Source organism: Stenotrophomonas sp. STEN023, from assembly GCF_056760135.1.
On sequence record NZ_JBRREF010000026.1, the window covers coordinates 1 to 21528 of the forward strand.

21 protein-coding genes and 1 tRNA gene are annotated in these 21528 nt (G+C 59.9%); 10 read left to right on the forward strand and 12 right to left on the reverse strand.

What is annotated here, in order from left to right; all coding sequences use genetic code 11:
• Positions 1-204 precede the first annotated feature (204 nt).
• Positions 205-486 carry a hypothetical protein gene (locus ACVOLV_RS09600; protein WP_481554186.1) on the reverse strand — a complete coding sequence of 94 codons (282 nt, stop codon included), beginning with the start codon at positions 484-486 and terminating at the stop codon, positions 205-207.
• Positions 487-660: 174 nt separating this feature from the next.
• Between ACVOLV_RS09600 and ACVOLV_RS09605 the strand changes: the two genes are divergently transcribed.
• A complete protein-coding gene (locus ACVOLV_RS09605; RefSeq protein ID WP_481554187.1) occupies positions 661-1008 on the forward strand; it encodes a Rieske (2Fe-2S) protein in 348 nt (115 codons plus the stop codon).
• A gap of 195 nt (positions 1009-1203) precedes the next feature.
• Here the strand turns inward: ACVOLV_RS09605 and ACVOLV_RS09610 are convergent, their stop codons facing one another.
• The 4 genes from ACVOLV_RS09610 to thiS all read right to left on the reverse strand — a co-directional run bounded on the left by ACVOLV_RS09610 (position 1204) and on the right by thiS (position 5318).
• Positions 1204-3051: an SLC13 family permease gene (locus ACVOLV_RS09610; RefSeq protein ID WP_481554188.1), complete on the reverse strand. Its 1848-nt coding sequence runs from the start codon at positions 3049-3051 to the stop codon at positions 1204-1206.
• Between the two features lie 124 nt (positions 3052-3175).
• Entirely contained in the window at positions 3176-3928 is a 753-nt protein-coding gene (gene trmB / locus ACVOLV_RS09615; RefSeq protein WP_481554189.1) for a tRNA (guanosine(46)-N7)-methyltransferase TrmB, read from the reverse strand.
• Positions 3928-4722, reverse strand: a complete 795-nt coding sequence (locus ACVOLV_RS09620) for a thiazole synthase (protein WP_282272409.1) — start codon at positions 4720-4722, stop codon at positions 3928-3930. Before ACVOLV_RS09620 ends, trmB begins: the two co-directional genes overlap by 1 nt.
• Positions 4723-5117: 395 nt before the next feature.
• Positions 5118-5318, reverse strand: a complete 201-nt coding sequence (thiS, locus tag ACVOLV_RS09625) for a sulfur carrier protein ThiS (protein WP_481554190.1) — start codon at positions 5316-5318, stop codon at positions 5118-5120.
• Positions 5319-5496: 178 nt separating this feature from the next.
• Here thiS and ACVOLV_RS09630 point away from each other — a divergent pair, with 178 nt between their 5' ends.
• The 6 genes from ACVOLV_RS09630 (at position 5497) to ACVOLV_RS09655 (ending at position 11519) form a co-directional block, all read left to right on the forward strand.
• On the forward strand, positions 5497-7284 hold the full coding sequence (locus tag ACVOLV_RS09630) for an autotransporter outer membrane beta-barrel domain-containing protein (RefSeq protein ID WP_481554225.1): 1788 nt from the start codon (positions 5497-5499) through the stop codon (positions 7282-7284).
• Between the two features lie 317 nt (positions 7285-7601).
• Positions 7602-7675 (forward strand) — tRNA-Gly (locus ACVOLV_RS09635).
• Between the two features lie 147 nt (positions 7676-7822).
• Positions 7823-8698: a 30S ribosomal protein S6--L-glutamate ligase gene (gene rimK, locus ACVOLV_RS09640; RefSeq protein WP_481554191.1), complete on the forward strand. Its 876-nt coding sequence runs from the start codon at positions 7823-7825 to the stop codon at positions 8696-8698.
• Positions 8699-8929: 231 nt separating this feature from the next.
• A complete protein-coding gene (locus ACVOLV_RS09645; protein WP_481554192.1) occupies positions 8930-9391 on the forward strand; it encodes a hypothetical protein in 462 nt (153 codons plus the stop codon).
• 117 nt (positions 9392-9508) lie between these two features.
• Positions 9509-10186, forward strand: a complete 678-nt coding sequence (locus tag ACVOLV_RS09650) for a response regulator transcription factor (RefSeq protein ID WP_303747220.1) — start codon at positions 9509-9511, stop codon at positions 10184-10186.
• Positions 10179-11519, forward strand: a complete 1341-nt coding sequence (locus tag ACVOLV_RS09655) for a sensor histidine kinase (RefSeq protein WP_481554193.1) — start codon at positions 10179-10181, stop codon at positions 11517-11519. Before ACVOLV_RS09650 ends, ACVOLV_RS09655 begins: the two co-directional genes overlap by 8 nt.
• A 125-nt stretch (positions 11520-11644) precedes the next feature.
• On the opposite strand, the gene coaE is transcribed toward ACVOLV_RS09655, so the two are convergent.
• From coaE to ACVOLV_RS09670, 3 genes are read right to left on the reverse strand one after another with little or no spacing between them, the layout of a single operon-like run.
• Positions 11645-12262 (reverse strand): dephospho-CoA kinase, encoded by a 618-nt coding sequence (gene coaE / locus ACVOLV_RS09660; protein ID WP_481554194.1) that lies wholly within the window; start codon positions 12260-12262, stop codon positions 11645-11647.
• A 55-nt stretch (positions 12263-12317) separates the two neighbouring features.
• On the reverse strand, positions 12318-13184 hold the full coding sequence (locus tag ACVOLV_RS09665; RefSeq protein ID WP_481554195.1) for a prepilin peptidase: 867 nt from the start codon (positions 13182-13184) through the stop codon (positions 12318-12320).
• A 7-nt stretch (positions 13185-13191) separates the two neighbouring features.
• The gene (locus ACVOLV_RS09670; protein WP_481554196.1) at positions 13192-14451 is read right to left on the reverse strand and encodes a type II secretion system F family protein; all 1260 of its coding nucleotides are present in this window, start codon (positions 14449-14451) and stop codon (positions 13192-13194) included.
• 357 nt (positions 14452-14808) lie between these two features.
• Here ACVOLV_RS09670 and ACVOLV_RS09675 point away from each other — a divergent pair, with 357 nt between their 5' ends.
• The 3 genes from ACVOLV_RS09675 to ACVOLV_RS09685 all read left to right on the forward strand — a co-directional run bounded on the left by ACVOLV_RS09675 (position 14809) and on the right by ACVOLV_RS09685 (position 17619).
• Positions 14809-15180: a prepilin-type N-terminal cleavage/methylation domain-containing protein gene (locus tag ACVOLV_RS09675; RefSeq protein WP_481554197.1), complete on the forward strand. Its 372-nt coding sequence runs from the start codon at positions 14809-14811 to the stop codon at positions 15178-15180.
• Between the two features lie 105 nt (positions 15181-15285).
• Positions 15286-17121 carry a hypothetical protein gene (locus tag ACVOLV_RS09680; protein ID WP_481554198.1) on the forward strand — a complete coding sequence of 612 codons (1836 nt, stop codon included), beginning with the start codon at positions 15286-15288 and terminating at the stop codon, positions 17119-17121.
• A gap of 135 nt (positions 17122-17256) precedes the next feature.
• The gene (locus ACVOLV_RS09685) at positions 17257-17619 is read left to right on the forward strand and encodes a prepilin-type N-terminal cleavage/methylation domain-containing protein (protein ID WP_481554199.1); all 363 of its coding nucleotides are present in this window, start codon (positions 17257-17259) and stop codon (positions 17617-17619) included.
• Between the two features lie 143 nt (positions 17620-17762).
• Here ACVOLV_RS09685 and ACVOLV_RS09690 read toward each other — a convergent pair whose 3' ends face one another.
• The 4 genes from ACVOLV_RS09690 to ACVOLV_RS09705 all read right to left on the reverse strand — a co-directional run bounded on the left by ACVOLV_RS09690 (position 17763) and on the right by ACVOLV_RS09705 (position 21513).
• Positions 17763-18848: a glycosyltransferase gene (locus ACVOLV_RS09690; protein WP_481554200.1), complete on the reverse strand. Its 1086-nt coding sequence runs from the start codon at positions 18846-18848 to the stop codon at positions 17763-17765.
• Positions 18849-18921: 73 nt separating this feature from the next.
• The gene (locus ACVOLV_RS09695) at positions 18922-19758 is read right to left on the reverse strand and encodes a class I SAM-dependent methyltransferase (protein ID WP_481554226.1); all 837 of its coding nucleotides are present in this window, start codon (positions 19756-19758) and stop codon (positions 18922-18924) included.
• Positions 19748-20704 (reverse strand): lysylphosphatidylglycerol synthase domain-containing protein, encoded by a 957-nt coding sequence (locus ACVOLV_RS09700; protein WP_481554201.1) that lies wholly within the window; start codon positions 20702-20704, stop codon positions 19748-19750. Before ACVOLV_RS09700 ends, ACVOLV_RS09695 begins: the two co-directional genes overlap by 11 nt.
• Entirely contained in the window at positions 20701-21513 is an 813-nt protein-coding gene (locus ACVOLV_RS09705; RefSeq protein WP_481554202.1) for a class I SAM-dependent methyltransferase, read from the reverse strand. The genes ACVOLV_RS09700 and ACVOLV_RS09705 overlap by 4 nt, the downstream gene beginning before the upstream one ends.
• Positions 21514-21528 lie beyond the last annotated feature (15 nt).

The window sequence follows — 21528 nt, forward strand, 5'->3', positions numbered from 1 at the left end:
CGGCCCCCCCCCCCCCCAAAAATTCCCCGGTCCCGGTTATTTTTTTTTTGCGGCCGCGGCGCCCCCCGCGAAGCAGATGGTGGATCAGATTGCGGTTATGCCGGTGATTTCAGCGGTGCCGAATTCGCGGCTTGCGCCGCTCCCACAGTCTGACGGCGTCGGTAAAGCCTCTGCCGAGCATGGCTCGGCACTACAGGAGCAGGCTCAGCGCGCTTGCGGCAGGGCGGCTTTGCGGACTACGCGGTATTCGGCATCGACCACGGTCGGGTCGGCCTTGCGCACGGCGCGGGCCTTGCGGGCTGCCAGCAGCTTCCAGGCGATGCCGCCCAGGATCATGGCCGCACCAACAAAAATACCGCCAACAATCAGCACCGCAAGAATTGCGATGCCCAGCAGGCCCAAGGCAATGCGCACCAACGGGTTGCGCGGTTTGCGCGGCTCGAACAGGTTGCGCAGCTTGGCAAATTGGACGTAACGGATATTCATGAAAGTTGGATGACGTTGTGTCTGCCGTGGAGTATCAGGGGCGCAGAGGGCAATTGCGTGAAGTTGTCGTTAATTGCTGTCTGAATAGGGGGCGGGACAAGGGCGTGAGTCAGCTTCGTTTTGGGCCGCGTCTGCCCATGCGACAATGAGCGGCTTACTTGTATCGGTGTTCCAATGTCCAGCGCCATTGCTTCCGGAATCGAACTTTGCCCTCTGGCTGCCGTGCCTGATCAAGGCTTTCATGCGGTGGTGGCGGTGATCGATGGCGATGCCGAGACGCTGGTGCTGTACCGCGATGGCGATGCAGTGCGGGCATGGTTGAACGTCTGCCCCCACGCCGGGCGCGCGTTGGATTGGGCGCCGGGTCAGTTCCTCAAGAGCCGTGAGGGGCATCTGGTCTGTGCTGTGCACGGCGCTTCGTTCGAGCTGGAAGGTGGTATCTGCGTGGCGGGCCCGTGCAAAGGCGATTCGCTGCGCGCGGTGCCGGTGCTGGTTAGCGACGAGAAGGTGTTGCTGGGCTGAAGCTGATCGCCAGTAGGTTCAGCGAGCTTTTGTGGGAGCGGCGTGAGCCGCGAAGCCAGTGGTGCTGCAAGGCCGATAGTGTCTAGTGATTGATACAAGCCGCTGTTCGCTGCGTGGCTGGTGTTTTCCCGCCGCTAGCGCCGGCAGGTGTGCTGGCTTCGCGGCTGACGCCGCTCCTACAAGATCCCGAGCCTGTCAGAACATGATGTTGATCATGATCACCACGATCACGGTGTAGAGCAGCGACAGCGGTCCGCCGACCCGCCACATCTCACGTGGGGTGTACTTGGCCGGGCCCATCGCCATCGAGATCACCGGGTTGGATGCGGTCATCAGGTTGTTGGACGCCGACAAGGCCACGATCAACGCGAACGCGGTGGGATTGCCGCCCGCAGCCAAGGCCAGGTTGACCGCAATCGGCACCATCACGATGGTCGCGCCGACATGGCTGATCACCAGCGAGAAGGCGGTGGTCAACAAGGCCAATGCGATCTCCAGCGCCCATACCGGAATACCGGCCGGCAGCTTGTCGATGGTATGGCCGGCAATCCATGCCGCCGCGCCACTGCTGTCCATTGCCCAGCCCAGCGGGATCAGGCCGGCCATCATGAAGATGGTCTTCCAGTTGATCGCCGCATAGGCCTCGTCCATGCGCAGCACCCCGGTCAGCAACATGCCGGCCACGCCGGTGAGCAGGGTCAGCGCTACCGGCAGGTGTGAGGTGAGTGCGATGATGATGGTCAGCGCGAAGATCGCCATGGCGATCTTGAACTTGTGCGGGCGCTGCTCGCCCTTGGGGTAGTCGGTGACCACCACGAAGTCGCGGCTCTCAGCGGCGGTGGCCAGGTCCTGCCAGATGCTGTGGAACACCAGCATGTCGCCGGCACGCAGTGCGGTATTGCGCACGTCCTCGCGGATTACCTGCTTGTCGCGGTTGATCGCCAGCAGGCTGATGCCGCGTTCCTTGCGCAGGCGCAGCTCGCCGGCGGTCTTGCCGATCAGGCGCGAGGTCGGCGGCACCACTGCTTCGGAAATGCCGGCGCGGGCCGGATTGAACAGATCGCCCAGTTGCTTCAGCCGCGAGGACATGCGCAGGAACTGGTTCTGTGCGAAGTCCGAGACCTGCCGGCGTGGACCCATCACGCCCAGTGCGCTGCCTACCCAGATGCGCATGTCCGCCGGTGGCGACAGGCGCGTGTCATCGCCGGTTTTCAGTGCAAGGAACAGCGGGGCGTCGAACAGGTTCTCAGCCTCGCCCACGGTCATGCCGACCAGCGGACTCTCGGCGGTGACCAGCAGTTCGAAGACATCGCCTTCAATGCCGTAGGCCTTGGCGAAATAGCTTTCTGTTCGGGCCGGGGCCTGGCCATCCTCGCTTTCGGTTTCTTCTTCCTGCAGCTTGCGGCTGCCATAGAAGCGGAAGTACAGCAGCGAGGCGATCAGCAGGGCGACGCCGATCGGCAGCGGCGCGAACATGCGCAGTGGCTCGATGGTGGCGGTGCCGGACGGCAGGTTGTTGTTGGCCGACATCAACAAGTCGTTGAGCAGGATCAGCGGTGAGTTGCCGACCATGGTCAGTGCGCCACCCATCACGATGGCGGCGGAAATCGGCAGCAGCTGGCGCTTGAGGGTGAGCGCGGTACGCGAAGCCAGGCGCGAGGCGACCGGCAGGTACAGCGCCATCACAGACGGGTTCTGCATGAACGAAGAGTTCAAGCCGGCAGTCGCACTGGTCAGCAACAACAGCCGTTGTTCCAGACCATGCGAACGCCGCAGCAACCAACCAGCGAGCCGGTTCAGCGCGCCGGTGCGATCCAGGCCTGCGCCGAGAATCGTGGTGGCGATGATGCTCATCACCGCGTTACCGGAGAAGCCGCCGAAGATTTCTTCCGGGGCAATCAGGCCGGTAACGCCCAGCACCACCATCACCACCAAGGCCACCACGTCGGCGCGGATGCGCTCGAACAGGAACATGGCCATCGTGAAGCCCACCAGCCCGAGCACGAGCTTCATATCGGTGGTGAGCGTCAGCGCGGTATCCATCAGGGCAGTGACTTCAAGGAGGAGGGCTGGGACGGTTTGACAGTGCAATCTGCCATCAACGCTGCGCAGGCAGCGTGTTCGGCAATCTCATGGAAGCGTGCAGCTGTCATCGCGTCCTCATCACTCAGCCGGCGTCCGTGTTGCCGGGCTTGTCATACAACAGATCCCAGACGCCATGGCCCAGCTTCTGGCCGCGTGTCTCGAAGTGGGTCTGCGGGCGCCAGTCCGGGCGCGGCACCGCGCCACGCGGGCCGGCGCGGTTGACCAGGCCGGGTGTGGCGTCGAGCACGTCCCACATCTGCTCGGCATAGTCTTCCCAGTCGGTGGCGCAATGCAGGCGGCCGCCGACGCGCAGCTTGCGCACCAGCAGCTCGGCGAAGCCCGGCTGCACCAGACGACGTTTGTTATGGCGCTTCTTGTGCCAGGGATCGGGGAAGTAGATGCGGATCTCATCAAGGGCGCCGTCCGCGATTTCCTTCTCCAGCACCTCGACCGCGTCGTGGTGGTAGAGCTTGACGTTGTCGGCATTGTCATCGGCCAATGCATTGAGCAGGCGGCCTACGCCCGGAGCGTGCACCTCGATGCCGATGTAGTCCTTGGAAGTATCGAACTGCGCGGCGTAGCGCAGTGCGGCGCCGTTGCCGAAACCAATTTCCAATACCTTGGGCGCTTTGCGGCCAAAGGTGGCCTGCAGGTCGCGCGGCTCGCCATTGAAGTCGATGCCGAAGCGCGGCCAGCGGTCGTCGAACGCGCGCTGCTGGGCCGGGGTGAAGCGGCCCTGGCGCAGGACGAAACTGCGGATCTCGCGGCGGCCTTCGGTGACGGTGAAGGGCTTGGGCGGTGCCTTGGAGCCCGCGCTGTCAAAAGGATTGGTCATCAGCCGATCAGCCCATCTACCGGAGAGGAAGCACTGGCATAGCGCTTGCGCGGGATGCGGCCTGCAAGGAAGGCCTCGCGGCCGGCTTCCACGGCTTTGCGCATGGCGCTGGCCATCAACACCGGGTTGCGGGCACCGGCAATGGCGGTGTTCATCAATACGCCGTCGCAGCCCAGCTCCATGGCGATGGCTGCGTCCGAGGCGGTGCCGACGCCGGCATCGACGATGATCGGCACCTTGGCGTTCTCGATGATCTCGATCAGGTTGTATTTGTTCTGGATGCCCAGGCCCGAACCAATTGGCGCGGCCAGCGGCATCACCGCGGCGCAGCCGATTTCTTCCAGGCGCTTGGCCAGGATCGGGTCATCGGAGGTATAGACCATGACGTCAAAGCCGTCTTTGACCAGCTGTTCGGCGGCCTTGAGCGTGGCCATCACGTCCGGGTACAGGGTCTTCTGGTCACCCAGCACTTCGAGCTTGGTCAGGTTGTGGCCGTCCAGCAGCTCACGCGCCAGGCGGCAGGTGCGCACAGCGTCTTCGGCGGTATAGCAGCCAGCGGTATTGGGCAGGATGGCGTAGCGGTCCGGCGGCAGCACGTCGAGCAGGTTGGGCTCGCCCGGGTTCTGGCCGATGTTGGTGCGGCGGATCGCCACGGTGACGATCTGGGCGCCAGCGGCTTCGGTAGCCAGGCGGGTCTCTTCCAGATCCTTGAACTTGCCGGTGCCGGTCAGCAGCCGGGAGGAATAGGTTTTGCCGGCGATGACCAGCGAATCGGTGGGGACATTTGCATTCATGCCCGAATTATCACCCATCCCGCCGACCTGTAGTGCCGAGCCATGCTCGGCATGGGCTTTCCAGAATGTAGTGCCGAGCTATGCTCGGCAGGGGCATCACCAGAACCCCAGTGCAGCATGACTGCCAAAGCCCCGGCGCGGCATGCATAGGCTCTACAGGTGGTGCTGGCAGCCGCCGCTGTCGCTCCCTCCCTTTGCCGCAGGCAAGGGGAGGGCTGGGGAGGGGTTGGCTTTGGGGTCTTTCAGGGATCGCCAGCTTCGCGGCTTACGCCACTCCTACAATCATCGCCGGGAAGGCCTCTTGCCGAGCATGGCTCGGCACTACCGGTGGTACTGCAACCATCGCTGGGAAGGCCTCTGCCGAGCATGGCTCGGCACTACCTGGCTGCGGTGCCTCAGCCGCCGCCCAGTGCGTGCACGATTTCCACCACGTCACCGTCCTGCAGGGTGTGGCTCGCATGCTGGCTGCGCGGAATGATGTCGCCGTTGATCTCAACCGCCACGCGGCGCTCGGCCAGGCCTTCGGCGGCCAACAGCTCGATCAGGGTAAGGGAAGGCTGCAGCTGGCGCGGTTCGCCATTCAGATGGATGTTCATGCCGCCATTCTCGCCAGAGCGGCCACAAAAGCCCAGCCAACAGACAGTTTGCGGCGGCGCAGCGTGTGTGTCTTACGCAGTAATGAAAACATAACAACGTGCGGCAGCGTATGTCTGACCGCTTTCCCCCACCCAGGAGTTCAACATGTCTCTTTCCCTTCGCCCGCTGCGCGCCGCCGTGGCTGTTGCCATCGCCTTGGCTGCGGCGCCGGCCATGGCGCAGTCGCCGTACTCCAAGACGGTGTTCTTCGGTGACAGCCTGACCGATACCGGCTATTTCCGTCCTGTGCTGGTGAAGCTGGATCCGAATGCGTCGTTGGTCGGCCGTTTCACCACCAACCCGGGTTGGGTGTGGGCGGACTACATCGCTGACCAGTACGGCACCAATGCCAGCCCCAATGGCAATGGCCAGACCGGTGACAACTATGCCGTCGGTGGTGCACGCGTAGGCGTGGATACGGTGGGTGCGCTGGGCGCAACGCCGTCGATGAAGACGCAGATGGCCACCTACCTGGCGGCGAACGGCGGCAAAGCTGACGCCAATGCGCTGTATACCGTATGGGGCGGTGCCAATGACCTGTTCGCGGTGCAGGCAGCGCCGGCCCAGGCGCAGGCCATCATCGGCGCGGCTGTGACCGATCAGATCGGGATTGTCGGCACGCTGAAGGCTGCCGGTGCCCAGTACGTGGTGGTGCCGACCCTGCCGGATATCGGTTTGACCCCGGCCTCGCGTGCGGGCGGCGCGGTTGGCATGGCGCAGGGCACCGCGCTGGCCAAGACCTATAACAACGCGCTGTTTGGTGGTTTGAAGCAGGCGGGTCTGCAGGTGATTCCGGTGGATACGTTCACCATCCTGCAGGAAATCGTCGCCAATCCGGCTACCTACGGCTTCACCAATGTCAGCAACATGGCCTGTACCTCAGCCTCGTCGCTGACCTGTTCACCGCTGAGCCTGGTTGCACCGAATGCCAACAACACCTACGTGTTCGCTGATGGCGTGCATCCGACCACGGCTGCCCACCAGATCCTCGGCCAGTACGCCATCTCGGTGCTGGAAGCGCCGCGTTTGCAGCAGGTCCTGAGCCATTCGGCACAGACCACCGGTCGCGCCCGTGCCGATCAGGTTGGTGCGCATGTGGGCTCGCGTCCGGCTGATGGCCTGAGCTGGTGGGGTAATGTGCGCGGTGACATGCAGCGCTATGACCATGCCGATCTCTACGATGGCCTGGCACCGGCCGGCCTGTTCGGTGTGGATTGGGCGCGTGACGGCATGGTGCTCGGCGGCTTCGCCGGCTACGGCCGCATGGACGCCGATTTCGGCAACAGCAAGGGTGACTTCACCCAGGACGACACCACCCTGGGCCTGTTCGCTGGTTGGTACGGCGAGCGCGCCTGGGTCAATGGCCAGTTGAGCTACAGCTGGTTGGGCTATGACGTCACCCGCAAGGTGCAGCTCGGCCCGGCTACCCGTGAGCACAAGGGCTCGCCGGACGGCAGCAACCTGACCGCCGCGATCAATGCCGGCTACGAGTTCGGCCAGGCCGGTGGCTTCCGCCACGGTCCGGTGGCCGCCGTGGTCTGGCAGAAGGTGAAGCTGGACGGCTACGTTGAAAGCAATGCCAGCGCCACCGCGTTTGGTTACACCGACCAGGACCTGGATTCGACCGTTGGCCGCATCGGCTGGCAGGCCCGCTTCGATGGCGGCGGGGTGAAGCCCTATGTGCAGGTCACCTACGACCATGAGTTCGAAGATGGCAAGCAAGCCAGCGCCTGGTTGCAGACCATGGTTGACGTCGGCACCTACAAGGTGCCGGGGCTGGAGTTCGACCGCAACTACGTCACCGCGGTGCTGGGCGCGCGTCTGAACCTGTTCGGCCTGCAAAGCAATATCGGCCTGAGCACCACCACGATGCAGAAGTCCGCGCGTGATGCCACCGTGTTTGCCAGCTTCGGCGGCAGCTTCTAAGTCGCCGTAGTAGCAAATAGCTAGGTGTTGTGTGTGGGAGGCGGTGTCGCATCTGCGGCATCGCCTCTTTTTTGCGCCGGAATGCATCAGGTGCTTGCGACGCGGACAGCGCATGGCCGGGGCAAGCACAGCGTACCCGGGGCTTTGGGTGCGTAGATGTTGGTGCCCGGGTGCGCTGCGCTTACCCCGGCTAGGGCCTTGTTGCTGGCGTTGATCTGCAGGCAAACCCGCCCGGCAAGGCCTTTTTTGAGCGGGGAACGCGCAGTCGGGGACATTGCTTTGTCCCTGCGTGGCGCATAGACTTCAGCCTCGCCAAAGCGGGCGTAGCTCAATGGTAGAGCTGTAGCTTCCCAAGCTACTGACGAGGGTTCGATTCCCTTCGCCCGCTCCATTCCTGGCGGATTGTCGGGGAGTGCATTCGGCGCGGTGGCGGGTCTTGTTTACCCGTCCATGAAGGGCCTGCCAATGCCACGATTCAGATCATCCGGAACCGGTAACGCCGCGATATGCTGCGCGCCTATCGACCATTCCCGCCGCGATGAAACTGGCCATTCTTTCCCGTAATACCAAGCTGTACTCGACCCGCCGCCTGGTCGAAGCTGCACGCACCCGCGGCCATACCGTGCGCATCCTCGACCCGCTGCGCTGCTATATGCGCATTACCTCCAGTGGCTTTGGCATGCACTACAAGGGCAAGGCACTGACCGGGATAGACGCGGTGATCCCGCGCATCGGCTCCTCCATCACCCGCTACGGCACGGCCGTGCTGCGCCAGTTCGAGATGATGGGCGCACGTACTCCGAACCCTTCCGATGCGATCCTGCGCGCCCGCGACAAGCTGCGTGCGCACCAGTTGCTGGCCGCCAAGGGTATCGACATGCCGGTGACGGTATTCGGCGACAACCCGGACGATACCGACGACCTGCTGTCCATGCTCGGGCCGCCGCCGCATGTGGTGAAGCTCAGCGAAGGCACGCAGGGCAGGGGAGTGATCCTCACCGAGAAGCTCAGTGCCTCCAAGGGCACCGTCGAGGCCTTGCGTGGCTTGTACGCCAACTTCCTGGTGCAGGAGTTCATCGCCGAGGCCCAGGGCGCGGACCTGCGCTGCCTGGTGGTGGGGGACCAGGTCGTCGCGACCATGCGCCGGCAGGCGCAGGACGGGGACTTCCGCTCCAATCTCCACGCTGGCGGCGTTGCCGAGCGGGTGGTGTGCAGCAAGGCCGAGCAGCAGGTGGCCATTCGCTCGGCCAAGGCGCTGGGGCTGGGCATTGCCGGTGTCGACCTGATCCGCTCCAAACGCGGGCCGCTGGTGCTGGAGGTCAACTCGACCCCGGGGCTGGAGGGCATCGAGGGGGTTTCCGGGGACGACATAGCCGGGCGCATGATCGAATACGTGACCAGCCTCAAACGCTGAGGGCCGGGATGCAATTTGTTTGCATGGTTTTAACAAGCCTTTAATCCGGCTGGCCCTAGCCTGTTTCCACTGTACCCAGCCCTCCTCAGTGGGTCCGGTGATCGGGAATTTTAAGGCCCTGGCGGTTTTCGTCAGGGCCTTGTTTTTGTTTGGGTTTGTGTTTCCAGTTGGCAGTTGTTGTGATCTTCACACAGCGCTAGAGTGAGCCAATTCCTAAGGAGTGGGTTCGCTATGCCGCGTGGTCTGTTATTGGTAGCGCTGTTGATACCTGTCTTGGCTGTGGCAAAACCTGCCGAGCCCCCTTTGCAGGCATCCATTCCCTTCCAGGTTCAACAAGAGAAGGTGCGGGCGGATCTGCAGGGAGATGAGGTGTATCGTGAAATATCCTCGGCAGACCGCGGGCGCGTGATCGAAGCGCTGGAACGCATGTCGCTGGCGATCGGCGATGGAACGGCAGACGCTTTGTCAGCCGACAAGAAGGTCGCTGTTTTCAATGATCAGGAGTTGGTGAACGGCATCTTGAGCAAGGCTCGTGATGACAGCCGCTTGGTATGCAAGCGCGAAAAGCGGGTAGGCTCGCAGATGACCACAACGAGCTGCCTCACTGTCGCAGAACGCAACCGCATGCGGCGGGAGTCAGAGCAGAACCTTCATCAGGCACAGGATGGCAAGCTCATCAAGCGCAACGAATGAAGCACGGGTGTCTCCCGGATCTTGCTGCTGTGAAGTTGTTAACAAGGCCTGTGGTGTAATTCTGCGCTGGCAGGCAAGGCCTGCTGGCTATTTCCAAATACGAAGGTAATCGCACACGTGCGCATTCTTGTAATCGAAGACAACAGCGACATTGCCGCCAATCTTGGTGACTACCTTGAGGACCGTGGACACACGGTCGATTTCGCCGCCGATGGCGTGACCGGCCTGCATCTGGCCGTGGTGCACGAGTTTGACGCGATCGTGCTGGATCTCAATCTGCCGGGCATGGACGGCATCGAAGTCTGCCGCAAGCTGCGCAACGATGCGCGCAAGCAGACGCCGGTCCTGATGCTTACCGCGCGTGACTCACTGGACAACAAGTTGGCAGGTTTCGATTCCGGTGCCGATGACTACCTGATCAAGCCATTCGCACTGCAGGAAGTTGAAGTACGGCTCAATGCATTGTCGCGACGCGGCAAGGGCGCACATACCCGTGTGCTGGAAGTGGGTGACCTGGAGTACAACCTGGACACCCTGGAAGTGCGTCGCCAGGCCAAGCTGCTGCAGCTCAATCCGACCGCGCTGAAGATCCTGCAGGCGCTGATGGAAGCCTCCCCTGCGGTGGTTACCCGGCAGGAGCTGGAGACCCGCGTATGGGGTGAAGAACTGCCGGACTCGGATTCGCTGCGCGTGCACATCCATGGCCTGCGCGCCGTGGTGGACAAGCCTTTCGAAGTGCCGATGATCCAGACCCGCCATGGTATCGGCTACCGCATCTCCGCACCCGATGCCTGAAACAGGTCTGCCTGAGGCCGTGCGCAGGCGCGGGCGTTACCGTCGACGCCTGCGCAGCCGCATCATCGTCTCCTTCGTACTGCTGGGCTTCTGCCTGACAACACTGTTCGCCTTCGCGACGAACTGGGCGCGCATGCGCGTGGAAAACCAGCTGGTCGAGGATGTGATGAATCGCAACCTCGATGCCTCCTGGCAGAGTTACATGCGCAGCGGCGGCACCGACGTGGTTGCGCCGGTGCAGCAGATGCGCGCCTTCCTGTTCCGGCCGGACAAGCTCGACAGCCTGCGCCGTGACTATCCCGAATGGGAGGACTTGAAGGATGGCATCCATACCATCAATGGTGAGGATGCCGAGGGCAAACCTTTCTCGTACAAGGTGGGTGTCCGTAAAACACCGGACGCTTGGTTCTTCATCGCCTATGACATGGGGCAGGCGTTACGAGGTGAGCAGCAGCTCAACCGCGCGCTGTTCCTGTCGGTGGTCATCTTCAGTCTGCTGTCGTGGGTGTTGGGGTGGTGGTCTGCTTCGAGGGTGATGCGGCCAGTTTCCGATCTGGCATCGCGGCTGCGCGCGTACCGTGGCGGCAATACCCATCCCGAGCCTTTGGCCCCACGCTTCCCGGATGACGAGGTCGGGCAGCTGGCCGAGGCCTTGGATGACTACTCCGAACGCCTGACCGAAGTGGTCCAGCGCGATCGCGAGTTCAATGCCGACGTCAGTCACGAGTTGCGCACGCCGCTGGCGGTGATCCGTGGCGCTACCGAACTGCTGCTGACCCGCCCCAACCTGGATGACAAGGTGCTGCAACGTCTGCAGCGCATCCAGCGTGCCGAACAGCAGTGCAGTGACTTGATCGGCTCGCTGTTGTTGCTGTCGCGCAATGAGCGCGCGCAGGGCAGCAGCAATGTCGCACGCGTTGCCGAGCAATTGCTGGAGTCACACCGTGCCCAGCTCGGTGGCAAGCCGCTGGAGCTGGTGCTGGAAGGCTCGCGCGAGTTGGTGATTGATGCGCCCGAATCAGCGTTGTCGGTCGCCTTGGGCAACCTGATCGGCAATGCGGTGAAGTACTCGCAGGAAGGGCGGGTGCTGGTGCGGGTGGGCGTGAACGGCGTGGAAGTGATCGACAACGGTCCTGGGCTGAGCGAGAAAGACGCCGCCAGTCTGTTCCAGCGCGGGTATCGTGGCACTCATGCAGGTCATTCGCAGGGCGGCGGCATCGGCTTGTCGATTGTCAGCCGACTTTGCGCGCTTTATGGCTGGCAGGTCGATATTCGCCCCGGCAAGGAGCGTGGCGTCATCGCAACGCTGACCTTCGCGCCGGAGCAGGGCTGAGCCATAGTGGTGGAGCTACACTTTCAGAGCTGTTAGGTCTCGAAGCCGCTAGGCTGTAAACCCCTCTCCCGCTTGCGGGAGAGGGGTTGGGGTGAGGGCGTTCTCCGCATTGCCGCATAAGATGCTCAGCGCACAACCCCAACAAGCTCCCGATACCGTACATCCAGCGCCTCAATACACGCCTGCAGCGCATCAGGATGCCCGTCATTGACGATCACATCGTCAGCCAGCGCCAGGCGCTGTGAACGGCTCGCCTGCGCCTGGATCATGCGCTCGGCCAAGGTCGCATCGATGTTGTCGCGGCTGAGCAGGCGCGCGAGCTGCACCTCCTCCGGCGCATCCACCACCAGAATGCGCTGCAGCCACGGATAGCTGGCTCGCCCGCCAACCTCGGTAAGCAAGGGAATCGCTGCAATGGCATAGGGGCTCTCCGCCGCTTCGCAAACCTCGCGCACCCGCGCACGAATGGCCGGATGCGTAATAGCCTCCAGCGCCCGGCGCTCCTCCGGATTGGCGAACACACGCTGACGCAACCAGGCCCGATCCAGACTGCCGTCGTCCAGCAGAACCTCAGCGCCAAACAATTGGGCAATCGCCGCAAGGCCAGGGCTGCCGACAGCCACGACTTCCCGCGCCGCAATATCCGCATCCGCCACGGCAATGCCCAGCGCCTCGAAGCGCCTGCTGACTTCGCTCTTGCCCGAGGCGATGCCACCGGTCAGCCCGACGATGAAGCTGCTCATGCAATGACTCCAAAACAACAATGGCCCTTGAAGGGCCATTGTCGCTTGTGCTGCCTTATTGCTGTAGCCCTGATAGGCGCATGTAGCCGGCTATCATCTGGTCGCCCCACATGAAGACAAGCCAGCCGGCGATGGCCAGGTAGGGACCGAACGGAATAGGCGTAGCTCGGTCGCGGCCGCGCGAGTACAGCCAGATCGAGCCGATGATGGCGCCAACCAGCGAGGACAGCAGGATGATCGGCAGGATGCCCTTGAGCCCGCACCAGGCGCCGAGCGCCGCCAGCAGCTTGAAGTCGCCGTGGCCCATGCCTTCCTTGCCGGTGATCTGCTTGAACAGCCACCACACCGTCCACAAAGACAGGTAACCAACCGCCGCGCCTATGAGGGCGGGCTTGGCCGGCATGTAGAGGTTATCCATGCTGCCAATCAGACCCAGCCACATCAGAGGCAGGGTGAGCTGGTCGGGCAGCAGCTGGGTGCGCAGGTCGATGCCGGACAGCGCCACCAGGAAGCAGCTCAGCACGATCGCGCCAAAGCCCTGCCAGCCAAAGCCGAATTGCCAGACGCTGGCCAGCACCATCAAGGCGGTGACCAGTTCCACGATCGGGTATTGGATGGAAATGGGCGCCTGGCAGTGCCGGCACTTGCCGCGCTGGATCAACCAGCTGAACAGTGGGATGTTCTCGTACCAGCTCAGCTTGTGCTTGCAGTGCGGGCAGTGCGAAGGCTCAACCACGATCCCTGGCGGTGGCGGCTCGTAGATATCGGGCTGCTCGAGGATTTCCCGCGCATCGCGCTTCCACTGCCACTCCATGCGCTTGGGCAAGCGCAGGATCACCACGTTGAGGAAGCTGCCGATCAGCAGTCCCAGTCCGACCGCGGCGGGATAGCCGAGGCCGGGATGCTGGTCGAGAAATGCCATTTGCTAATTATCCAACAATCGAGGCCAGCTTGAAGATCGGCAGGTACATGCCGATGACCATGCCGCCCACCACCACGCCGATGAACACCATGATCATGGGCTCGATCAGGCTGCTGAGCGCATCTACGGCGTTGTTCACTTCCTGCTCGAAGTACTCGGCCACCTTGAACAGCATGGTATCCAAGGCACCAGCTTCCTCACCGATGGCGGTCATCTGCACCACCATGTGCGGGAACAGGCCGACCTGCTTCATTGCCATGTTCACCGGGTAGCCGACAGCTACGTCGTCACGCATGTGCAGCACGGCCTTCTCGTAGACGCTGCTGCCAGTTGCGCCGGCCACAATGCTCAGTGCTTCGACCAAGGGCACGCCGGCCTTGAAGGTCACAGCGGTGGTGCGGGCGAAGCGGGCGATGGCGCTGTTATGCAGAATCTGGCCGATGACCGGAACCTTGAGCACCAGCTTGTCCATCGAGTGCTGCATGGGCAGCGACCGTTTGTACGCAAACATGAAGCCGACCACGGAACCCACGGTGATAAGCAGGATCAACCACCACCATCCCACCATGAACTTCGATGCCGCCACGATCATCTGAGTGAAGAACGGCAGGTCGGCGCCAAAGCCCTTGAACACTTCCTCGAACTGGGGCACGACCCAGATCAGCAGGATTGAGCTGACAAGCAGTGCGACGGCGATGGTCATCGCCGGGTAGAACAGGGCCTTCTTGATCTTGCCCTTCAGTGACTCCAGGTTTTCCTGGTAGTTGGCGATGGTTTCGAGCACCGTTTCCAGAACGCCTGCGCCTTCGCCAGCGCGCACGAGGTTCCGGTACAGCTCATCGAACTGCACCGGATGTTTGCTGATGGCCTCATAGAGTGAGGAGCCGCCTTCCAGGTCGGTTCGGATCTGGCCGACCATCTTGGCCATGCGTGGGTTCTTGTGGCCGCTGCCAATGATCTCCAGCGCAGTCACGATGGGAACGCCGGATCGCATCATCGTCGCCATCTGGCGGCTGAAGAAGGCGATGTCCTTGGGTTTGATGGGCTTGCCCGCCGCGCCGAACAGCGGCTTCGGCTTTGGCTTGACGACGATGGGTGTGATGCCCAGTCGCCGCAGTTCAGCCTTGAGCACATTGGCGTTCTTGGCGTCCTGCTCACCTTTCATCTTGACGCCGCGCTTGTCCGTCCCCTCCCAGACAAACGGCAGCATCTGGCTGGTACTGCGCCCAGCCGTATCGTTCTTGATTGCGTTGCGGGTAACGGCCACTTTTTTCTCCCCGTCCAAGCTTCCCCAGCCCGGACACCAGTTCGCATGGTAGCGGTTCGATTGCCTTTCGGCACACCTCTTTGTGAAGACTTTGATGATCGGCGTCACGCCCTTGTGGATCAGGCTGGGCGGGCTGGGCATGCGAAAGGTGGTCACAATGTGACGCAGAGGGGCATCATGAGGTGCCGATCAGGATTTCATGGTGAGGGGCTTCCCTTATTCATGGATGCTGCCATCATTGTCTCGGGGAGTAGGGGGTGTTGGTCCAGTTGGCACGTAACCTGCTTTGTAACCCCATGCGGGGCAGGCATTCGCCTGTAACCATGTTCACAATTCACACCTCTAGGGGATGTACTCATGAAGAAGCAGCAAGGCTTTACCCTGATCGAACTGATGATCGTGGTTGCGATCATTGCCATCCTGGCCGCCATCGCGCTGCCGCAGTACCGTAACTACACCCAGCGTTCGGCCAACGGCGCTTGCCTGGCCGAAGCCAAGGCTTACATGGGCGCAGCTGTGGCCAATCTGGCTGATAACCGCACCGCACCGCCGTACGGCGCTGCCGAGGCGAAGGCTTGTGAGCCGCTTGGTGCCGTTCCGACCACTGCAGAGTACAGTTCTGGTGGTTCTGCGACGTTTACCTCGAAGACCAAGGGTAATGACGATATCAAGCAGAACACCAAGTGCAATGTCGGCAGCGGCTCCTGCGATCTGCTTCCAGCTCCGTAATTGGTAGCTATTAGACGTTTCCTAAGAAAAGCGCCGTAAGGCGCTTTTCTTTTTGAGTTTGACTTGCTTATTAACGGCGGTCGATGGGAACTTACCGGGTACTCAATGTTTAACACGCTGAATCATTTTTTGCTGCGGGCACTGGTGGTCGCTCTGTTGGCTGTGTGCTGTTTCTTGCCGGGGCTGGGCGGTGGTTTTATTTTCGACGACAAGCCTAATATCGTGACGAATACGAGCCTGCATGTCACGCAGCTGGATTCAGAAGACCTACTTTATGCTGCTTACAGCTTCGAGCCGGGGCGTGGTTCGCGTGCATTGCCGATGCTCACCTTTGCGCTTGATCATTTGCGCGGTGGTTTGGATGCTCGGAATTTCAAGATAACCAATCTTTTGATTCATGCTCTAACCACGGTGGCTCTTGCTTTCCTGTTTCGTCAGTTGTTGTTATTGGTGCAGTGTCGGCCTAGTCGCGCAGAGACTGCGGCCTTAGTGCTGGCGTTGCTGTGGGCTATTCATCCTCTTCAAGTATCCTCTGTGCTTTATGTAGTGCAGCGAATGCAGACACTATGCACGCTATTTATTGTGTTGGCGCTTTGGGCATATCTGATGATGCGGCAGGCACAGTGCGAGGGTCTTCGTAGTCGCTTGTATGTTGTTTTGGTCGGGCTGTTCTGGGCGCTGGCGATGGCGAGCAAGGAGGATGCGGCTTTGTTGCCGGCGTATACGCTTGCAGTCGAGTTGACTGTTTTTCGGTTCGCGGCTAAGCGCCTCGATGTGGCGGCTGCATGGCGCTGGGGCTACATAGCTGTCACCATTCTTGCAGTTCTTGCTTACGTCTTGGTTGTTATTCCACGCTATTGGCACTGGGATGCTTATCCAGGTCGAGATTTTTCAAGCTACGAGCGAATTTTGACCCAAGGCAGGGTTCTGTTGATGTATCTGCAGCAGATGCTGATGCCGCTGCCTTCGTCCATGCCGTTCTATTACGATGATCTGATTGTTTCGCGTGGCTTGCTTAGTCCGCCTTCCACAATGTTTGCGTGGTCGGTGATGCTCGGGCTGATGGCATGGGCTATTATGTGGCTGCGTACGCGTCCGTTATTCAGTTTGGGGGTCTTCATTTTCTTTGCCGGTCACGCGGTGGCTAGCAACATAGTTAATCTCGAGCTGGCGTTTGAGCACCGAAACCAGATTCCTTTGCTGGGCGTCGTCATTTTTATGTTTGACTTGACGATGTTGATTTCGATGCGGTTTGAAGTTTTGCATCGATGGTTCAAAGCTATTGTGCTTCTATTGATCTGCGCGGTTGGGGGGGTAACCTTGTATCGGGCCTATACCTGGGGTGATCCGCTGCGCTTTGCGGAGAATAGTGTTGCGCTTGCGCCGGACTCTGGGCGGTCTTGGTTGATGCTCAGTTCGGTTTACGCAGATCGGAGTGGGATGGATCCCAGTAGTCCGCTGCTACGTCAGGCTATTGTGATAAATGAGATGGGTGCAGCTCGGACGGGATCCGTGCCATTAATGGCGAACGTTGTGACTTTCAAAGAAATTGTGGGGCAAGAGGCTGAGGATGATTGGGGGAAGCTTTTGGCCCGCTTGAAGGTTGCGCCGATGAACGTTGAGAATGTAAATGTATTATGGGTTTTTCTCGGGAATGCAGAGAAGGGATTCCCGGTGGATGAAAGGCACTTGTTTGAAGTAATAGATGTTGTTTCGAGCCGGGCATCGCTCAACTCGGGCGAGTATCTGCGAATTGGGGCTTATATTCACAATGAGTCAATGCGCCCCCGCGACGCATTGAAGTACCTGAAAGAGGCAGTGCGGGTTTCGCGGCCGGGTGATCCGGCGATCTCCAATATGCAGTCTCAGTTAGAGGCGGCAGGAAGGGGGGACTGGGTCAAGGAGCTTCGGTTGATCGAGCGTGGTGCTCAACTGCACTGAAGCCCGATAGAGTGTTGGCAAATGACATTCGGCCTAGGGCCTGGGATGTGTGATCTTCCCGTGGCAGAAGAGGGCGAATGTTGGCACGGTTCGTGCGTTAGTTCTTGTTACTTAGGGGGAATTGGGGAGCTGGGGATGTCAAAAAAAAACAAGGGTTTTACGCTTATCGAGCTCATGATCGTAGTTGCGATCATTGCAATACTCGCAGCTATCGCGTTGCCGCAGTATCGGAACTACACGCAGCGTTCGGCGAATGCGGCGTGTTTGGCTGAGGCCCGGGCATATATGAGTACTTCCGTGACAGAGTTGGCTAACTACACGTTGCCACCCGCATTTGAGCCGACGGCTTGCGACGCGGCGACGGATCTGGGTTTGACTACTGCTGATTTTGCGAATCCGCGAACGGTAACCTTCACTGCCCGGGAAAGGGGAAATGCGGGTGTCAAGAGGGATGTTGACTGCAACACTGGTAGCGCACAGTGTCAGTTTCAGCCCTGACTGACCCTACTCCCCTTCGCGTCGATCCTATGCTGCCCTTGGCCATTTTTTAGGGGTAGTCCTGATCGAAAGTGGAGCGTTGAGCACTGGGCTGCTGCAGCTTCGCGTGGTGTTGAATAAAATGTATAACCAGCCCTAAGAGCTCAGGACTTAGGGCTGTCTGTTAGCTCTCCGAGAAGATTCTGCCAAGCTCGCTGAAGCGTCTTCGATGAAAGGTGATGCTTGTAGTAGCTGGATGCGTTCCGTCCTAATTCCGTCCTTAGCTCAGGATTGGTTGCTAGATATAGAATTGCGTCAGCGAGCGATTCTGCGTCTTCCGATGTTCGATAAAGCGGAGGGGGGGGGGCGTTCTCAGGTGCGCTGCCCGTGTTCTGCGAAATAACAGCCCTGCCCGCAGCAAGTGCTAGATAGATCTTGAATGGAAGTACTCTTGCCGCTTTGCCCGCACCGCCGAATATGCCGAGGCATATGTCGGCATGGTGCAGCTGATTTGCCAGTTCGTCATGTGTTTGCCAGGATCGCAGCCAAGTTGCTGAGGAGTTGCTTTCAATCCAAGGTGCTGCTTCATCGGCTTGCTGGCCGTCTCCGATCAAGGTGAACTCGATGTCGGGCTCGTGACGAAGCAGGTGTATTGCTCTTGCTATTGTGAGTGTTCCCTGCAGCGGGACAAACGTACCGATGAAGAGAACTCGAGTTCGCGTATTGGGAGCCATTGGATTGGCTGTTTCGGGTGTCGTTGTGGCGACTTGTAGTGCTAATGGGAAGCTTCGGATTCGTTCGCGCGGTATTCCAAATACCTGGCTGATGTGATTCGCATTTGCTTCAGTGTCTGAGATCACGATCTCTGCGGTACTTAGGGCGCGGGCCTCAATGCTCTTTAGGAATCGCGAAGCTATACTCTGGCTGTTTCCCAAGCCTCTATCCTGATAGATTGAGTCCCAAATTGTGATGAATGCATCGCAGATGCAGCGTGGGCGCGCTGCCTTGGGTAACCAAGAAAGCAACCAGAGCGTGATGAATCCAGGGTAAGGGATGTAGGTCAAACTCGCTCTGGGGCTTCGAAAAAGAAGCGTGGCGACGGAGCTGAGGTTGGATACAAGAATGCGGGCTATCGTCCATAGCGATCGGGCACCAGGATTCGCTGCCACTCGCCACAGTTTGATGTGATCGGGAAGCCATGTACTGCAGTCGACGACCTGCAGGCCCTCAATCTCCTTGAGAATTCTCACCGTATTCCAAGCGTTGGGGTATCCCTCGCCGCGCAGGCCAGCTCCTGCGATGAAAAGGGTGCTCGTGGAGCTTCTACGCATGCTCGGGCGCACCAGGAGCTTGCGCGACGATGATGAGGTTCAGAGAATTCTTCGGCTCCGGTCCGATGATCATGGCAGTCTCATCAAAGCTGAATTCCTTGATGGTTGCCGTGTCCGGCGGTGACTTTGGCTTTGCGACGAGGCGATGAATAAGATTCAATCCGCCGATACGGAGCGACTCGGGTACCCACGGCAGAGTGACGGGTAGACACAGCCATTTGGTCAGTCTGTACCGTTTCATTTCCACGGAGGCGATCTTCCATGGAGCACCCATCTTCAGTTTCGCGGTAACTCGAACATGCTTGTTCACCAGATCGAACAAAGAGTTGATGTCGTACTCTCGAAGGTGCCATCTGTTCCATGGTTTCTGCCATGGGAAAAGCCGGTTTTGCCTATCCGGAGTTATTACCACCAATGTTCCTCCCGGTGCGAGTAAGCGGCTCGCCTCCGCGATGTATCCGCTATCGTCGAGCACGTGTTCAATAACCTGAAAAGAGAGTACAACGTCGAACGAGCCGTCCGAATACGGAAGGGGGCATCCAGGCTCTATCGTTCGGAAATGTAGGTTGTCTTTCCGGTACTTCTCTGTTGCATAGTCGATGGCGGCGGAGGATACATCCACCCCATGGGCTTCGGTTGCAACGTGGGATATTCGCGTCGTCCCATAGCCGGAGCCGCAGCCAAGGTCTAAAACCTTTTTCCCTTTGCAGATGCTCTCTACATAACCGTAGCTGGCGGCATGCATCACAAAAATTGTGTATGCGCCAATCGAATGCATGTAGGCGTCCTCGATGACACGCTCGCCTGTTGCCTCCAAGTCACTTTTCATGCGGGTCAAGATCGCTTCTATTCAGAATGGTTGAAAGTACGAAGGTAATTATGAAGGCAGTCAGGTCGCCAAGCATGCTGCTGGCTCGAGCTAAGAGCACCAGTTGGATAGTCTGATCATCGGTTCCGTGGCCTTTCAGTACGAGGAGCATTACACCCTCCCGCGCGCCAAGGCCTGCCGGCGCACCTGGTGCAAGAAAGCCCAGGATCCATGCAATCGCGAACGCGGACGTTGCAACGCCGTAGTCAATGACGTTGGAAAGGCCAAGTGCTGATGCAATGAGCCAGATGCCAAGGCCTATGAGCAGGTAGTTGCTGCAGTATGCCAAAAGCGCTGTCAGGGTCGTGGAAGTGCCTGGCAAGCCGCCGGTGAGGTTTATCAACTTGTCCAGCCATTTATTGGAGTAGGGGGTGTCCTTGACGGGCAGGTTGATGCAGAAGATCAGGATGCCGGCGCAGCTGGCCGCAAGAGCACCGATTACCAGTGCCTTGTAGTTGACGATATTTGATTGCCATGCGGTTGAGGCAAGTAGCGTTGTGCCGACAAGGATGCTCGCAGAGGCGGCGAGAAATGTTTCTTGGACAACGGACGAAACGTACGTTCTGATTGGTATGCCCTGCCTCAAGGCATACGCCGTTCTGCAGACATGTTGAGCGATATTTCCAGGGATGTACTTGGCGAGCTGGGTGACGCCGAGAACAGTCGTCAGGCGGGCGCTGCTGCAACTATGGCCTTGACGCAGGAGTAGCCGGCGCCATGCAGCGCCGCTTATCGGATAGATCATCATGTAGCACAGGCTGGCCACAAGTAGTGCCGACAGTGTGCCCGCGTTAGAGATGCTGCTCTTCAGGAGCTGTAGATCGAGGTTGTGCCAGCAGAACCAAATGAAATAGGCACTAAGTAGCGTCGCCGCGATAATGCCGATTAGGCGACGGGCGTATTTCATTTTCGACTTGCCATCACGAGATAGCCGCTGCCCCAGTTGCGGTTTCTTGTTAGATATTGCAATGCAAGGCAAATGGAGATTGCCCAGCGGCCTGGTGGTGTGTTTAGCCAACTATTGAGGCGTAAATAGTTTCGGCGGTCTATGCCGCTGGCTGCCGTCGCTTCAGCCTTTGAATGGGTTGAGCGCTCGTTCAACATTTTTTGATAGCTTCGATTGCCAATCGCTTCGGTAGCATTGGCGAGCGGAAACCCGTAGCACTCGAAGTGATCAATTTCGAGTTCGTTATTCGTGACCAATGCCTCCAACTCTTCACGCTCATAGCGGCGCCAGTGTCCAGCCCAGTCATCTCCAGCGCCCCAGCGCGAGCGATGTGCAGGGACGGAGAGGATCAAGATTCCATCGGGCGCTAGCCAGCTCAGCCATTCTCGTAGCGCAGTGACGTCATCCTCGATGTGCTCGAGGACATCGAAGGCGCAGACGCAATCGAAGTGGCCTCTCCAGTCGGGTGCGGGTGTTGAGGAAATGCGGTGCGGACTTCCAGCAGCTAATGCAAGTTGGTTGCCTAGTTCCAATGCCTTTTCTGAGGTTTCCAATCCTTGCGCGGAGTGGCCGAGCCGAGTGACGTCACAGAGTAACGCGCCAGCTCCGCATCCGATCTCGAGAAGCTTCAGAGGAGAGCCTTGTCGCTTTAGAAGCGAAAGGATCCGTGCTCTCCGCAACAGATAGCGGATAGGGGGAGCCCAGCCCAGTTTTGGTGCGACCACCCCCATCCTTGCGGAGTAATGCACCGACGAGTCTTTTCCTCTCATTTGGGTGTTCGGGTC

Coding starts and splice junctions, on each gene's coding strand:
- ACVOLV_RS09705 (WP_481554202.1), bottom strand. CDS start 21,513: ATGAGAGGAAAAGACTCGTCGGTGCATTACTCCGCAAGGATGGGGGTG.
- rimK (WP_481554191.1), top strand. CDS start 7,823: ATGAAACTGGCCATTCTTTCCCGTAATACCAAGCTGTACTCGACCCGC.
- coaE (WP_481554194.1), bottom strand. CDS start 12,262: ATGAGCAGCTTCATCGTCGGGCTGACCGGTGGCATCGCCTCGGGCAAG.
- ACVOLV_RS09605 (WP_481554187.1), top strand. CDS start 661: ATGTCCAGCGCCATTGCTTCCGGAATCGAACTTTGCCCTCTGGCTGCC.
- thiS (WP_481554190.1), bottom strand. CDS start 5,318: ATGAACATCCATCTGAATGGCGAACCGCGCCAGCTGCAGCCTTCCCTT.
- ACVOLV_RS09700 (WP_481554201.1), bottom strand. CDS start 20,704: ATGAAATACGCCCGTCGCCTAATCGGCATTATCGCGGCGACGCTACTT.
- ACVOLV_RS09610 (WP_481554188.1), bottom strand. CDS start 3,051: ATGGATACCGCGCTGACGCTCACCACCGATATGAAGCTCGTGCTCGGG.
- ACVOLV_RS09620 (WP_282272409.1), bottom strand. CDS start 4,722: ATGAATGCAAATGTCCCCACCGATTCGCTGGTCATCGCCGGCAAAACC.
- ACVOLV_RS09675 (WP_481554197.1), top strand. CDS start 14,809: ATGAAGAAGCAGCAAGGCTTTACCCTGATCGAACTGATGATCGTGGTT.
- ACVOLV_RS09695 (WP_481554226.1), bottom strand. CDS start 19,758: ATGAAAAGTGACTTGGAGGCAACAGGCGAGCGTGTCATCGAGGACGCC.
- ACVOLV_RS09600 (WP_481554186.1), bottom strand. CDS start 486: ATGAATATCCGTTACGTCCAATTTGCCAAGCTGCGCAACCTGTTCGAG.
- ACVOLV_RS09665 (WP_481554195.1), bottom strand. CDS start 13,184: ATGGCATTTCTCGACCAGCATCCCGGCCTCGGCTATCCCGCCGCGGTC.
- ACVOLV_RS09655 (WP_481554193.1), top strand. CDS start 10,179: ATGCCTGAAACAGGTCTGCCTGAGGCCGTGCGCAGGCGCGGGCGTTAC.
- ACVOLV_RS09685 (WP_481554199.1), top strand. CDS start 17,257: ATGTCAAAAAAAAACAAGGGTTTTACGCTTATCGAGCTCATGATCGTA.
- ACVOLV_RS09680 (WP_481554198.1), top strand. CDS start 15,286: ATGTTTAACACGCTGAATCATTTTTTGCTGCGGGCACTGGTGGTCGCT.
- trmB (WP_481554189.1), bottom strand. CDS start 3,928: ATGACCAATCCTTTTGACAGCGCGGGCTCCAAGGCACCGCCCAAGCCC.
- ACVOLV_RS09645 (WP_481554192.1), top strand. CDS start 8,930: ATGCCGCGTGGTCTGTTATTGGTAGCGCTGTTGATACCTGTCTTGGCT.